The sequence below is a fragment of the Enterocloster alcoholdehydrogenati genome (assembly GCF_013282095.1).
In the GTDB taxonomy this organism is placed as follows: Bacteria; Bacillota; Clostridia; order Lachnospirales; family Lachnospiraceae; genus Enterocloster; species Enterocloster alcoholdehydrogenati.
Genome location: NZ_BLTJ01000009.1, coordinates 174,315 through 187,344, shown reverse-complemented (window position 1 = coordinate 187,344; position 13,030 = coordinate 174,315). Strand labels below are relative to the sequence as shown.

10 protein-coding genes and 8 tRNA genes are annotated in these 13,030 nt (G+C 48.3%); 17 read left to right on the top strand and 1 reads right to left on the bottom strand.

What is annotated here, in order from left to right; translation table 11 throughout:
* Positions 1 to 193 precede the first annotated feature (193 nt).
* The 12 genes from HW447_RS12070 to HW447_RS12015 all read left to right on the top strand — a co-directional run bounded on the left by HW447_RS12070 (position 194) and on the right by HW447_RS12015 (position 6,635).
* Positions 194 to 266: transfer RNA gene (locus HW447_RS12070), tRNA-Asn, on the top strand.
* 34 nt (positions 267 to 300) lie between these two features.
* A tRNA-Glu gene (locus tag HW447_RS12065) sits at positions 301 to 372 on the top strand.
* 23 nt (positions 373 to 395) lie between these two features.
* Positions 396 to 468 (top strand) — tRNA-Thr (locus tag HW447_RS12060).
* 38 nt (positions 469 to 506) lie between these two features.
* A tRNA-Ile gene (locus HW447_RS12055) sits at positions 507 to 580 on the top strand.
* Positions 581 to 625: 45 nt separating this feature from the next.
* Positions 626 to 699, top strand: a tRNA-Asp gene (locus HW447_RS12050).
* A 38-nt stretch (positions 700 to 737) separates the two neighbouring features.
* Positions 738 to 810, top strand: a tRNA-Val gene (locus HW447_RS12045).
* 10 nt (positions 811 to 820) lie between these two features.
* Positions 821 to 905: transfer RNA gene (locus HW447_RS12040), tRNA-Leu, on the top strand.
* A gap of 120 nt (positions 906 to 1,025) precedes the next feature.
* Positions 1,026 to 1,106: transfer RNA gene (locus HW447_RS12035), tRNA-Leu, on the top strand.
* A gap of 153 nt (positions 1,107 to 1,259) precedes the next feature.
* The gene (gene hydA / locus HW447_RS12030; protein ID WP_176255506.1) at positions 1,260 to 2,645 is read left to right on the top strand and encodes a dihydropyrimidinase; all 1,386 of its coding nucleotides are present in this window, start codon (positions 1,260 to 1,262) and stop codon (positions 2,643 to 2,645) included.
* A 230-nt stretch (positions 2,646 to 2,875) separates the two neighbouring features.
* The gene (gene nrdD, locus HW447_RS12025) at positions 2,876 to 5,065 is read left to right on the top strand and encodes an anaerobic ribonucleoside-triphosphate reductase (RefSeq protein ID WP_176255505.1); all 2,190 of its coding nucleotides are present in this window, start codon (positions 2,876 to 2,878) and stop codon (positions 5,063 to 5,065) included.
* A 72-nt stretch (positions 5,066 to 5,137) separates the two neighbouring features.
* Positions 5,138 to 5,656 (top strand): anaerobic ribonucleoside-triphosphate reductase activating protein, encoded by a 519-nt coding sequence (gene nrdG, locus HW447_RS12020; RefSeq protein WP_176255516.1) that lies wholly within the window; start codon positions 5,138 to 5,140, stop codon positions 5,654 to 5,656.
* 163 nt (positions 5,657 to 5,819) lie between these two features.
* Positions 5,820 to 6,635 carry an NPCBM/NEW2 domain-containing protein gene (locus tag HW447_RS12015; protein ID WP_176255504.1) on the top strand — a complete coding sequence of 272 codons (816 nt, stop codon included), beginning with the start codon at positions 5,820 to 5,822 and terminating at the stop codon, positions 6,633 to 6,635.
* 146 nt (positions 6,636 to 6,781) lie between these two features.
* Here HW447_RS12015 and HW447_RS12010 read toward each other — a convergent pair whose 3' ends face one another.
* On the bottom strand, positions 6,782 to 7,213 hold the full coding sequence (locus HW447_RS12010; protein WP_176255503.1) for a hypothetical protein: 432 nt from the start codon (positions 7,211 to 7,213) through the stop codon (positions 6,782 to 6,784).
* A 245-nt stretch (positions 7,214 to 7,458) separates the two neighbouring features.
* On the opposite strand from HW447_RS12010, the gene HW447_RS12005 reads away from it, so the two are divergent.
* The 5 genes from HW447_RS12005 (at position 7,459) to HW447_RS11985 (ending at position 13,009) form a co-directional block, all read left to right on the top strand.
* The gene (locus tag HW447_RS12005; RefSeq protein WP_176255502.1) at positions 7,459 to 8,157 is read left to right on the top strand and encodes an N-acetylmannosamine-6-phosphate 2-epimerase; all 699 of its coding nucleotides are present in this window, start codon (positions 7,459 to 7,461) and stop codon (positions 8,155 to 8,157) included.
* A 118-nt stretch (positions 8,158 to 8,275) separates the two neighbouring features.
* Complete coding sequence (locus tag HW447_RS12000) at positions 8,276 to 9,163, top strand: ROK family protein (protein ID WP_176255501.1); 888 nt, start codon at positions 8,276 to 8,278, stop codon at positions 9,161 to 9,163.
* A gap of 157 nt (positions 9,164 to 9,320) precedes the next feature.
* Positions 9,321 to 10,178, top strand: a complete 858-nt coding sequence (locus HW447_RS11995) for a MurR/RpiR family transcriptional regulator (protein ID WP_176255500.1) — start codon at positions 9,321 to 9,323, stop codon at positions 10,176 to 10,178.
* A 224-nt stretch (positions 10,179 to 10,402) separates the two neighbouring features.
* The gene (locus HW447_RS11990) at positions 10,403 to 11,317 is read left to right on the top strand and encodes a dihydrodipicolinate synthase family protein (protein WP_176255499.1); all 915 of its coding nucleotides are present in this window, start codon (positions 10,403 to 10,405) and stop codon (positions 11,315 to 11,317) included.
* A 303-nt stretch (positions 11,318 to 11,620) separates the two neighbouring features.
* Positions 11,621 to 13,009 carry an ABC transporter substrate-binding protein gene (locus tag HW447_RS11985; protein ID WP_176255498.1) on the top strand — a complete coding sequence of 463 codons (1,389 nt, stop codon included), beginning with the start codon at positions 11,621 to 11,623 and terminating at the stop codon, positions 13,007 to 13,009.
* The last annotated feature ends 21 nt before the right edge of the window (positions 13,010 to 13,030 follow it).

The following is a 13,030-nucleotide window of genomic DNA, read 5'->3' as shown; positions in this document are numbered from 1 at the left end:
GTGGAAGTGCAGCAATGTACGGAGCTGACTGATACTAATCGGTCGAGGGCTTAACCAGACGGTATAGGAGCAAGAGAGAGTTGTTGTGGCTTGGCAGTTCAATATGTGGTTTTGAAGGTATGTGTGAAACAAAAAATGTGCTTGCAAAAATAGAAAAAGTATAGTATACTGTTTCAGTCAGCATAATTAGTAATCCTCGATAGCTCAGTCGGTAGAGCAAACGGCTGTTAACCGTTGGGTCGTAGGTTCGAGTCCTACTCGGGGAGTTTAGTGGAAGTCATGGCGACCACTACTGAATATGGCCCCATGGTCAAGCGGTTAAGACATCGCCCTTTCACGGCGGTAACACGAGTTCGAATCTCGTTGGGGTCATTTGAACTTATTGTTCAATTTATGCCGATGTGGCTCAATTGGCAGAGCAGCTGATTTGTAATCAGCAGGTTATCGGTTCGAGTCCGATCATCGGCTTTACTGCTTAGGCAGTAGCTATTTATAAATGTAGTTCCGGACCTTTAGCTCAGTTGGTTAGAGCAACCGGCTCATAACCGGTCGGTCCTGGGTTCAAGTCCCCGAAGGTCCACTCTTCCTAGCTAAAGCATTGAGAACTATATTTAGAATATTATATGGCCCGGTGGCTCAGCTGGTTAGAGCGCCGCCCTGTCACGGCGGAGGTCGACGGTTCGAACCCGTTCCGGGTCGTTTGTATCTGATGATACAGCACAATTTATATGCAATTTGGGGTCTTAGCTCAGCTGGGAGAGCATCTGCCTTACAAGCAGAGGGTCATAGGTTCGAGCCCTATAGGCCCCATTTGTATTATGCGGGTGTGGTGGAATAGGCAGACACAAGGGACTTAAAATCCCTCGGACTTATCATCCGTGCCGGTTCAAGTCCGGCCACCCGCATTTTTATTTACGCAAAATCATTTCCAGGATCTGTGTTTGTATGGAACTTTGGCAATTGCTGTAATCATGAGTGAGCCTTGCGAAAAGTGTTTCATCTCGTTTATGCAGTTGTTTATGTCTGCGGGCATGGCGGAATTGGCAGACGCGCCAGATTTAGGTTCTGGTGTCTAAGACGTGCAGGTTCAAGTCCTGTTGCCCGCACTTGAAAAACGTTGTATAGTCATATTTTATATGGCTGTGCAGCGTTTTTTTGATATGGTTTTCAGAAAATTTAATAAAATCCTCCGATATTTTGCAGTGTAAAAGCTTTTATGCTATAATGTTTGTACGAATTGGAATACGGAGGAGTTGCGGATGAAGGTTTTTGTTAAGAATGGAACGATCGTTTCGGCAGGAGAGCAGTATCAGGGAGATATCTGTATAGAGGACGGAGTGATTTCACAGATAGGAAAAGATCTGGACATTTTAGCAAAGGAAGGTGTTCAGGTGGTGGATGCTGCAGGAAAATATGTGCTTCCGGGAGGGGTGGACGTACATACACATATGGACCTTCAGGCGGGAGCCAGCCGGGCCGTGGATGATTTTTATGACGGAACAGTGGCGGCGGCCTGCGGGGGCACTACTTCCATTGTGGATCATATGGCTTTTGGACCTGCGGGGTGTCCTCTTCATTATCAGCTGAATGAATATCATGGGCTGGCTGACAAAAAGGCTGTGGTCGATTACGGATTTCACGGAACCTGCCAGCACGTAAATAGTGAGATCTTGGATGAATTAGGCGATATGGTAAAGGACGGCGTGCCCAGTGTCAAGGTATACCTGACCTATGATTTTAAAATTGACGATGATGGGGTGCTGCAGGTTTTAAAACGGATGAAGGCGCTGGGAGGCGTGACCGCATTTCACTGTGAGAATCATGCGGTGGTGCAGTTTTTAAGAGGAAAGCTGGTGGCTGAGGGAAAGACGGCCCCTATTTATCACGCCAAGAGCCGTCCGAATCTTGCGGAGGCTGAGGCGGTGCGCCGTGTGCTGTATCTGGCCAGACTGGCCGGGGATGCTCCGGTGTATATCGTCCATCTCTCCTGCAGGGAAAGTCTGGAGGCAGTGAAGGAAGCCAGACGTGAGGGACAGAAGAATATTTTCGTGGAAACCTGTATACAGTATCTGGTGCTGACAGAGGACAAGTATCTTCAGGAGGATGGGCTCAAATATGTGATGTCTCCGCCGCTGCGTACCAGAAAGGACTGCGAAGCGCTGTGGATGGGAATCGCAAAAGGGGACATTCAGGTTGTGGCTACGGATCATTGCCCATTTAACTACGGAAATGAAAAACAGCTGGGTAAGGATGATTTTACAAAATGCCCCAATGGTGCGCCTGGAGTGGAGGAGCGAATCAGCCTGATGTTTTCTGAAGGGGTGATGGCAGGACGGATCACCCTGGAGCAGATGGTACAGGTCGTATCGGCCAACCCGGCCAGAATCTACGGTCTTTATCCGCAAAAGGGCAGCCTGCAGCCAGGAGCCGATGGGGATCTGATCATCCTGGATCCGACAAGGGAGCGTGTACTGACCCATGACCAAATGCATAGTGCAGTTGATTATACGGCCTATGAGGGAATGAAAGTTAAAGGAGCCATTGACAGAGTGCTTCTGCGGGGAAATGTGATCGTGAAAGATAACCAGTTTTTGGGAAAGGCGGGAGACGGAAGTTTTATTTTCAGAAAACCGCTTTCCCTGTAACCTTGTGGGAAAACCGGGCGCTGCAGCCTCTAAAAGATGGGGGCCAGCGCTTTTGGCGATTTATTGGAGATTAAAGGAGCCATTGTCTGAATTTAACATTTTATCAAATTTCTCTTTCATTTCACAGGATTTTGTAGTAGTATATTATTTGGCACTATATCTAGTGGTTGTTTTGGAAAAATCGGACAGCCAGGGTGCTTATTTTATGAAAATAAGAGCGAGGGATCAGGATGAGTGTTGATGTTAAGACAAATGTAATTAAGAGAAACGGGGAAGAGGTGGACTTTAATTCCCAGAAGATCATAAATGCAGTGCACAAGGCAAATGCAGAGGTGGACAGGCTTCACCAGATGAATGATTATCAGATCATTGCCATTGCTGACAGTATTGCCAACAAGGTGCATGATTCCACCCATGCGGTGAATGTAGAAGACATTCAGGATATGGTGGAGACCGGCATTATGGCTATGAGAGGCTACGAGGTGGCTCAGAAGTATGTGCGCTACCGTTATAAGAGAGAACTCACCCGTAAATCAAATACCACCGACAACGGTATCCTGTCCCTGCTGGACAATATCAACGAGGAGGTCAACCAGGAAAATTCCAATAAGAATCCGGTGATCAACTCTACTCAGCGAGATTATATGGCCGGCGAGGTCAGCAAGGATTTATCCCGCCGTGTGCTCCTGCCAGAGGAAATCGTAAAGGCCCACGAGGAGGGCATTATCCATTTTCACGATACCGATTATTTCGCCCAGAGAGAACATAACTGTGATCTGATCAATCTGGAGGATATGCTGCAGAATGGTACAGTGATCAGTGAGACGCTGATCGAGAAGCCGCACAGCTTTTTTACAGCCTGCAATGTGACGACCCAGATTGTAGCTCAGGTTGCCAGCAATCAGTATGGCGGTCAGTCATTTACCCTGGCACATCTGGCGCCTTTTGTAGATATCAGCCGCCGGAAGATCCGCAAAAATGTCATTGAAGAGCGCAAAGAGTGCGGTGAGTCCCTGGATGAGAATATCATTTCCAGAGTAACGGAGCGCAGGCTGCGGGATGAGATCCGCAGTGGTATCCAGACCATCCAGTATCAGCTGATTACCCTGATGACCTGTAACGGCCAGGCTCCATTTGTAACCGTGTTTATGTATCTGGACGAAGTGCCGGAGGGCCAGACCAGAGATGATCTTGCCATGATCATTGAAGAAGTCCTGGTACAGCGGATGCAGGGCGTTAAGAATGAGAAGGGCGTCTGGATCACCCCCGCATTTCCGAAGCTGATCTATGTGCTGGATGAGGACAACATTTTCGAGGAATCCAAATACTGGAAGCTTACAGAGCTGGCCGCCCGGTGCACAGCAAAGCGCATGGTGCCGGATTACATTTCTGCAAAGATTATGAAGGAGTTAAAGCAGGGGGACGTATATCCCTGCATGGGCTGCCGCTCCTTCCTTACTGTTGAGGATTCCCAGAGAAATGCCGATGGAAGCCATAAGTATTACGGCAGATTTAATCAGGGGGTTGTAACTATCAACCTTGTAGATGTGGCCTGCTCCAGCGAGGGTGATATGGATAAGTTCTGGGGGATCCTGGATGAACGTCTGGAATTGTGCCACAGGGCGCTCAGATGCCGCCATGAACGGCTGCTTGGAACGATTTCGGATGTAGCGCCGATCCTGTGGCAGAATGGAGCTCTGGCCCGTCTTAAGAAGGGAGAGAAGATCGATAAGCTGCTCTTCAATGGATATTCGACTATTTCACTGGGATATGCGGGGCTGTATGAGATGTGTATGCGTATGCTTGGAAAGTCTCATACGGATCCTGAGGCAAGTCCATTTGCCTTAAAGGTGATGCAGCGGCTGAATGATAAGTGCAGAGAATGGAAGGAAGCGGAGAATATCAGTTATTCCGTATATGGAACCCCGATGGAGTCCACTACCTATAAATTTGCAAAATGCCTTCAGAAACGGTTCGGAGTGATTCCTGGGGTAACGGATAAAAACTATATTACCAACAGCTATCATGTCCATGTGTCTGAGAAAATCGATGCGTTCAGCAAGCTGAAGTTTGAGGCTGAGTTCCAGAAACTGTCTCCCGGCGGCGCAGTCAGCTATGTGGAAGTGCCCAATATGCAGAATAATATACCAGCGGTACTGTCTGTGATGAAATTTATTTATAACAATATCATGTACGCGGAACTAAATACAAAAAGCGATTACTGTGAGTGCTGCGGATACGACGGAGAAATGGTAATTACGGAGGATGAATCCGGCAAGCTGATCTGGGAGTGCCCGAACTGCAAAAACAGGGATCAGAACCGGATGTTTGTGGCACGGCGGACCTGTGGATATATCGGAACTCAGTTCTGGAACCAGGGGCGGACTCAGGAGATTCGCGACCGTGTGCTTCATCTGTAAGGCTGCGGCACAAAGCTTTTGCAGCCAATAGAACTTGAAACAGACACTCAGGAAAATTGTAGGGTGAAACGAGTGAATTACGGAAATATAAAGGAATGTGATATTGCCAACGGCCCAGGCGTCAGGGTGTCTTTGTTTGTATCCGGCTGCAGGCACCACTGCAGGGGATGCTTTAACCCGGAGACTTGGGATTTTGACTATGGAAAGCCATTTACGCAGGAAACGGAAAAAAAGATTCTGGAACTTTTAAAGCCTTCTTATATACAGGGCTTTACCCTTCTGGGAGGAGAACCCTTTGAGCCTGAGAACCAGCCGGTATTAGCCGGGCTGTTAAAGCGGATCCGACAGACGTATCCCAATAAGGACATCTGGTGCTACAGTGGGTATCTCTATGATGTGGATATGCAGCAGGGAGGACGGGCATATACAGAATATACCCAAAAGATGCTGCAACAACTGAACGTACTGGTGGACGGCGAATTTGTTGAGGCCAGGAAGGACCTGACTCTGGTGTTTCGGGGAAGCAGCAACCAGAGGCTGCTCTGCATTGAAAACGGAGCAGTCTGCGGAACTTGGAGCTGGGAGAAATGAAACCGGATTTTGTGATCCGCAGCCTCCAAATATGAAAATTCTATGAAATTACAGGGGGCTGGCCAAGGCTTTCTTGCATAATTCATATAATTGAATTATAATGGAAATCAACCTGGCATGGCCCCTGTAAGCGGCTCTGCCTGTTTTGGAAAGGAGAAGCGGCATGAAAAGACGTTTTGGAGTAATTGCAGCGGCGGCTGTACTGAGTGCGGCTCTGGCAGTTCCGTCCTACGCAGGTACATGGAAATATGTAAATGATCAGTGGAAGTATCAGCGGGGGGCCAACAAGTATGCATATAATGAGTGGGTGGAGGATAACGGGAAATATTATTATCTGAACAATGACGGCTATGTAACTACCGGCTGGCAGCAGATAGACGGCCAGTGGTATTATATGGATGCTACCGGCGCTATGCAGACCGGCTGGCTGAAGGATGACAGCGGAAAGTGGTATTATCTGTATCCAAGCGGCGTTATGGCTGTGAGTACAGTGATTGATGGACGAACCATTGGCGCAGACGGTGTATGGACACCGGGGGAGGGCGCAGTAGAGCCGGCAGACAGCCCGGATCTCAGTACCGCTCAGCTTGTACAGAATATGAGTGATATTTCCACAAAGGGGTATTCTATCCTGACTTCTGCCAGAACCGGCGGCGGGGATCGATGGGAGAATGCCATCCGCTTAAAGGGAAAGGGAAGTTATGTGCTCTGCAGCACAAAGGGAGAGTATCGGCTGCTTTACGGTTCCTTTGGCCCCTCCTCGCAGTTTGACAGCGGGCTGATGGCGCGTGTAACCGTTTACGGGGATAATGATCAGGTTCTATATACGTCAGGAGATATCCATTATAATGAAAAGGTTACTTATTTTGGCGTGGATGTTTCCGGACAGAATCAGGTGAGAGTAGAGGTTTCCCTGTCAAAGGATAATGATTATGATGATCCGGTGATTTTACTGAATGGCCTGACTCTTTATAAGTAAGGGAGCGGGCGGCCGCAGAAAAAAGAGATAAAAACTGCCGCTGGCAGGAAACGGACGTTTTAAAGCGGGCCTTTTCTGTCAGCGGCAGTTTTTTGTCTGTGTGAAAGGGCAGGCAGGACATATAAAGGTTTTGATGCCCTGCGGGATTATTTTGCGGCTTTCTTTACGGAAAGGATGGTTCCGGTAAAGGCGTCTACTGCGCTCAGCTCACCGGTATAAGTGACGGTGACTTTATCGCCGGCCTTCACATCAGAGAGGCCCTCAGGCGCAGCATCGAAAGACATGGGATATGCGTCGCCCTTTTCATCGGTGATGGTAAACATAAAATCTTTAATATCGTCAATGGTACCGGTGATGGTGGATGTTTGTGCATCTGTTTTATTTTCTGTATCCTTTGAAGCAGCGCCGGCGTCATCGGTCTTGGCGGAGGCAGCGATCGTCTCGGCAGAGGATGTCTGTGCAGATGAGGATACCTGTGCAGAGGAAGAGGCCTGCGTACCAGAGGAGGACTGTGCACCGCATCCGGTTGCAAGAACAAGGGTGGTCAATATAACTGCTGCAATATTTCTTTTCTTCATAATAAAACCTCCATATAGGGATAAGTATTTGCGGCTGTCTGAAACAGAATGGCAGCTGCGCTTTTTTATTTACAATCCTTAGACGCAGAAGAAACAAAAAAAGTTGCATGGGAATTAAAAAAATATTGTGCTTCTCGTTCGGATCCAATAAAAAAATATTCCCACACATTTGTAATTGAAAAAAATATTTCTTTATGATATAGTTATAGAAGAAATATTTCACAGAGAACAGGAGGAGGAGTTCTATGAACAAGGAGGAGTTTTTTGAGCGGATCAAAGGACAGATGATTATTTCATGTCAGGCGATTCCGGGGGAGCCGTTGTATGTGGAGGAGAAATCCGTGATGTATCTGATGGCCAGAGCGGCAAAGATGGCGGGAACGCCGGCGATCCGTACCAGCAGCATCCGGGACGTGGCAGCGATCAAGGAGGAGACGGGGCTTCCAGTGATCGGCCTGGTGAAGATTCAGTATCCTGGATTTGAAGGCTATATCACGCCTACCATGAAGGAAGTGGATGAGCTGGCGGCTGTGGGAAGCGATGTAATTGCTCTTGACTGCACTCTGCGGAAACGGGGAGACGGAAAAACGGTAAATGAATTTATGACAGAGGTGCGCCAGAAGTATCCAGATGCTATTTTGATGGCAGATATTTCCAATTACGAGGAGGGGATCAATGCCTGGAAGCTTGGAATGGATATTGTGGGAACGACCATGAGCGGCTATACGGAAGACTCGCCCAAAACAGATGGGCCGGATTATGAGCTGGTGCGCCGTCTGGCAGAGACGGTGGACGTACCGGTGATCGGGGAAGGCAAGATCCATTACCCGGATCAGGCGGTGAAGATGCTGGATGCCGGGGCGTTTGCTATTGTGGTAGGCGGCGCGATTACCAGGCCATTAGAAATTGCCAATCGGTTTATGGCGGCAGTGAAGAACCGTTAGGGGGGGAGAAACTGCCCAGGGTGGCACTGCTGTCAATGGGAGTCGGCCTGTCGGCTGTTTCCAGAACGTCTGATCAGAGGCGGCGGGAATACCGGCAGTGCCGCAGAGAGGAGAAAAAATGCGTGCAGCAGCACTGGATATCGGAGGAACGTCCATTAAATCAGGTGTATGGACGGGTGTAGAGGACAAGACGGAAGAAGTAAGGGAGACGCCTACTAATGCCGGACTTGGCGGCAGCTATGTGATGGAGCAGGCTGTAAAGATATTAGAGGGCTACAGCGGTTACGATGCAATCGGCATCAGCACGGCCGGTCAGGTGGATTCTGAGCGGGGAGTGATTCGTTATGCAAACGAAAATATCCCAGGCTACACGGGAATGGAAATCCGCCGCATACTGGAGGAACGCTTTTCTGTGCCGGTGGCCGTTGAAAACGATGTCAATGCCGCGGCTGTTGGAGAGGGGATTTTTGGGGCCGGAGCGAAGGAAAATGATTTCCTTTGCCTGACCTACGGTACGGGCGTGGGCGGTGCAATCGTGATGGATAAAAAGGTATACCATGGCTGCGCTTTTTCAGCAGGAGAGTTCGGAGGCCTTCTGGTGCATCCAGAAGAACGCAGAGAGGGTGAATTCTTTAGCGGCTGTTATGAAAAGTATGCCTCTACCACCGCCCTGGCAGCGCGTGTAAAAGCCCTGGATCCGGAACTGTCGGACGGCAGAAAAATATTTGCCGCCCTAAAACGTCCTCAGGTAAAGGCGGAGGTGGATGGCTGGATCGATGAGATCGTAAACGGCCTTCAGACCCTGATTCACATTTTTAACCCATCCTGTGTGATTTTAGGAGGCGGAGTGATGGCGCAGCCTTATGTGACCGAACAGGTGAGATGCCGGACGCTGGACCGTATTATGCCGAGTTTTCGGGATGTAAAGATTCTTCCGGCGGCTCTGGGAAACCGGGCAGGACTTTTAGGCGCAGCCTGGCTGGGAAGCAGAAAAGAGGAGAAATAAAACAGATAATTCCAATAAGTGGAAAAACTCTTTGCAAACAGCATAAATATCTTCTGCAGCCGGTGAAAAATCAGATAAAAGCCGGAAAAGGTCTGGACAACGAAAACGAAAATAGATAAAATGGAAAAAAGACGTTAGATTGAGAGGAAAAGATCATATGCAGGGAGATTTTATAACAAGTATCAAGTCCGCATATAATCAGTTTACAAAAGCAGAAAAGAAAGTGGCAGATTATATTCTGGCAAATCCCAGAGACGTACTGTTTATGTCCATCACCGACCTGGCAGAGGCCTGTGAGGTGGGAGATACCAGTGTGTTCCGGTTCTGTAAGACAATGGACTTGAAGGGCTATCAGGAGTTTAAGATGATGCTGTCTTTGAGCATCAGCAAAGGCCAGGAACAGGTGGACCAGTTTACGGGAAATAATATTTCCATGGAGGATTCCTTTGGAGAGCTGGCAAGAAAGGTATTAAATACGAATATAAATGCGCTGAATGAGACGTTTTCCATGATCCGTGAAGAGGACATTGAACGGGCCATTACTCTGATTCACGGTGCGAGAAAGGTATTTTTCTTCGGCGTGGGCGCAAGTATGCTCACTGCCATGAAGGCCATGAATAAATTTATGCGTATTGAAAACAAAGTATTTTGTATACAGGACAGCCATATGCAGGCGATGGCGGCGGCTACCATGGATGAGAGAGATGTGGCAGTGGTATTTTCCTATTCTGGAGCCACTAAGGACACCATTCATGTGGCAGAGGTTGCAAAGCGGGCGGGAGCCAGGATTATCTGCATCACCCGCTTTGTAAAATCACCGCTGAGTTCCCACGCAGACGTCACTCTGCTGTCAGGCGCGAATGAAGGTCCGCTTCAGGGCGGCTCCACTTCCGCAGAGATCAGCCAGCTGTTCCTGGTGGATCTGATCTATACAGAGTATTATCGCAGGTATTTTGAACAATGCAGCGTGAATAATGAGAAAACGTCTGGCTCCGTTCTGGAAAAGCTGTGTTGACGGAAAGAACCAAAGGGTATAAACGTATTGAGAAAGGCGATGCCCAAGCATCGCTTTTTTACAAAAAAATAAAGAAAAAATTTTTACTTTTATAGAAATGTTGAAAAAAACAATTAAAGTGATATACTGATGGTATCACAATAAAGAAACAGCCCTTTGCGGGGAAAGCCGATAGGATGGAGCAGGAAACAGGCTCTGCATCGGGCGGAGAAAGGTGGAGCAACATGAGAGATATTACAAAGTATCAGGGGATTATTCCGGCATTTTACGCTTGCTATGAGGAGGATGGAAGCGTAAGCAGAGAACGCACGAAGGCTTTGGCAGAGCATTTGCTGAAAAAGGGAGTAAAGGGCGTTTATGTGGGAGGTTCCTCCGGCGAGTGCATCTATCAGAGCAAGGAAGAGCGCAAGGCAGTGCTGGAGGCAGTGCTGGAAGTGGTCAAAGGGAAAATGACCGTCATTGCCCACGTAGCCTGCAATAATACCGAGGACAGCTGCGAACTGGCAGCTCATGCGGAGCGTTTGGGAGCAGATGCGATCGCGTCCATTCCCCCTATCTATTTTCATTTGCCCGAGCACGCCATTGCCCAGTACTGGAATGATATTTCCGCTGCGGTGCCCAATACGGATTTTGTGATCTACAATATTCCACAGCTGGCAGGCGTAGCCTTGACCATGCCTCTGTTTAAAGAGATGAAAAAGAATCCGAGGGTAGCTGCCGTTAAAAACAGTTCAATGCCCGTACAGGATATCCAGATGTTTAAAATGGAGGGCGGAAAGGATTTCGTAGTATTTAATGGGCCGGATGAACAGCTGGTATCCGGACTGGCCATGGGTGCAGACGGCGGTATCGGAGGTACTTATGGGGTAATGCCGGAACTGTATCTGAAGATCTATGAGCTGTGCCAAAAAGGCGAGTACAAGGCTGCCGGACAGATCCAGTATGCCGCGGACGCGATCATCTATGCTATGTGCGCCTGCCATGGAAATCTCTACGCTGTAATGAAAGAGATCTTAAAGATAAGAGAGGGACTTGAACTGGGCAGTGTGAGAAAGCCGATGCCGGGGCTGATTCCTGAGGATATGGATCAGGTAAGAAAATGCGCTGCAATGATCGACGCTGCAATTGCAAAGCTGTAGGATGAAATAAAAGAAAAAATTTTCAGTGCCATTCTGCAGGATTCGTTTGCAAATCAGAAATTGTGTAAAATATAAGAGGGTATTTTTGGGGAGTTTCGCATAATGCATAAAAATGCAGAAGAGAAACTCCCTGTTTTTTTGGGTTTAAAACTAAAAAACACAATGAATAAAAAGAAAAGAAATTTTTTTCGGGCAAATTGACAAAAAGAAAAAATCGTGCTATAATCATTTCAACAACAAAGAAATGTTCCTGCCAGGGGTACAGGGCGGGAGCGGGGAGAAATGAGAAGGAGGAATTTTCTTATGAAGAAAATGTTATCTTTGGGTCTGGCGGCAGCCATGACAGCATCCATGCTCACAGGCTGCGGCGGGGGAGACAAACAGACAGCCGGCACACAGGCAGATACCAAGGCAGAAGAGGCAAAGAACACAGAAGCCGCATCCAAAGGATCTGAAGGGACTTCTGCTGAAGGAGTGACAGAGATTACCTGGTGGGCGTTCCCTACATTTGCACAGGACGGGAATAATCCCGCAGGTACGTATGAGCAGGAGATCATAGATGCCTTTGAGGCAAAGAATCCTGATATCAAGGTGAAGCTTGAGACCATTGATTTCACTTCCGGGCCGGAAAAAATCACCGCAGCGATTGAGGCGGGAACGGTATGCGACGTTCTCTTTGATGCTCCCGGACGTATCATTTCCTATGCACAGAACGGAAAGCTGGTAGCTCTGGATGATATGTTTACAGATGAGTTTACGAAGGATGTTGATAATGAGGCGCTGTTAAATGCCTGCAAGTCCGGTGACAGCTACTATATGTATCCCATCAGCAGCGCGGCTTTCTGCATGGCAGTGAGCAAGAACGCCTTAGAGGAAGCGGGCGCTATGGACTGCATCAATCTGGAGGGCGACCGTACCTGGACCACAGAGCAGTTTGAGGAGATGATGAAGAAACTTTCTGAGGCAGGCTTCATGGGCGGCACCGTATACTGCTCCGGACAGGGCGGTGATCAGGGTATCCGCGCATTTGTGACCAATCTCTATGACAGCTCCGTAACGGATCCTGAGATCACTACATACACATTGAACGATGAAGGCGGCGTAAAGGCCATGACCAAGATCAAGGAGTGGGTAGATAACGGCTATATGTTAAATGGTTCCGCATACAACGGCGGCGAGGACGTTGACCAGTTTGTAGCAGGCAACACAGCATTTACTACTTTATGGTCTCCAGGCCTTGCAAGCCAGAGAGCAGAAACCTTAAATGAGAACGGAATTGAGGCCATTGCCCTTCCATTCCCGTCTGAGGACGGAAAGCCTGCTCTTGAATACCTTGTAAATGGCTTCTGTGTATTTGACAACGGCGATGAGGCAAGAGCTGAGGCATCCAAGAAGTTTATCGACTTTGTCTGCAACGACGAAGAGTGGGGGCCAAAGAATGTGGTAAAGACCAGTGTATTCCCGGTTCGCCAGTCTATGGGCGATTTATATGAAGGCGATGAGGATATGGCATTCTACGCTTCCCTCAGCAAATATTATTCTCCATACTATAATACGATTCCTGGATTTGCCGAGATGAGAACCTACTGGTTCCCAATGCTTCAGGCAGTGATCAATGGCGACGCTGAGCCGAAGGCCGCTCTGGATGATTTTGTAGCAAAGGCAAATCAGTCCATTATAAACGCTCAGTAATACAGCAAAAGCCCTTACAGA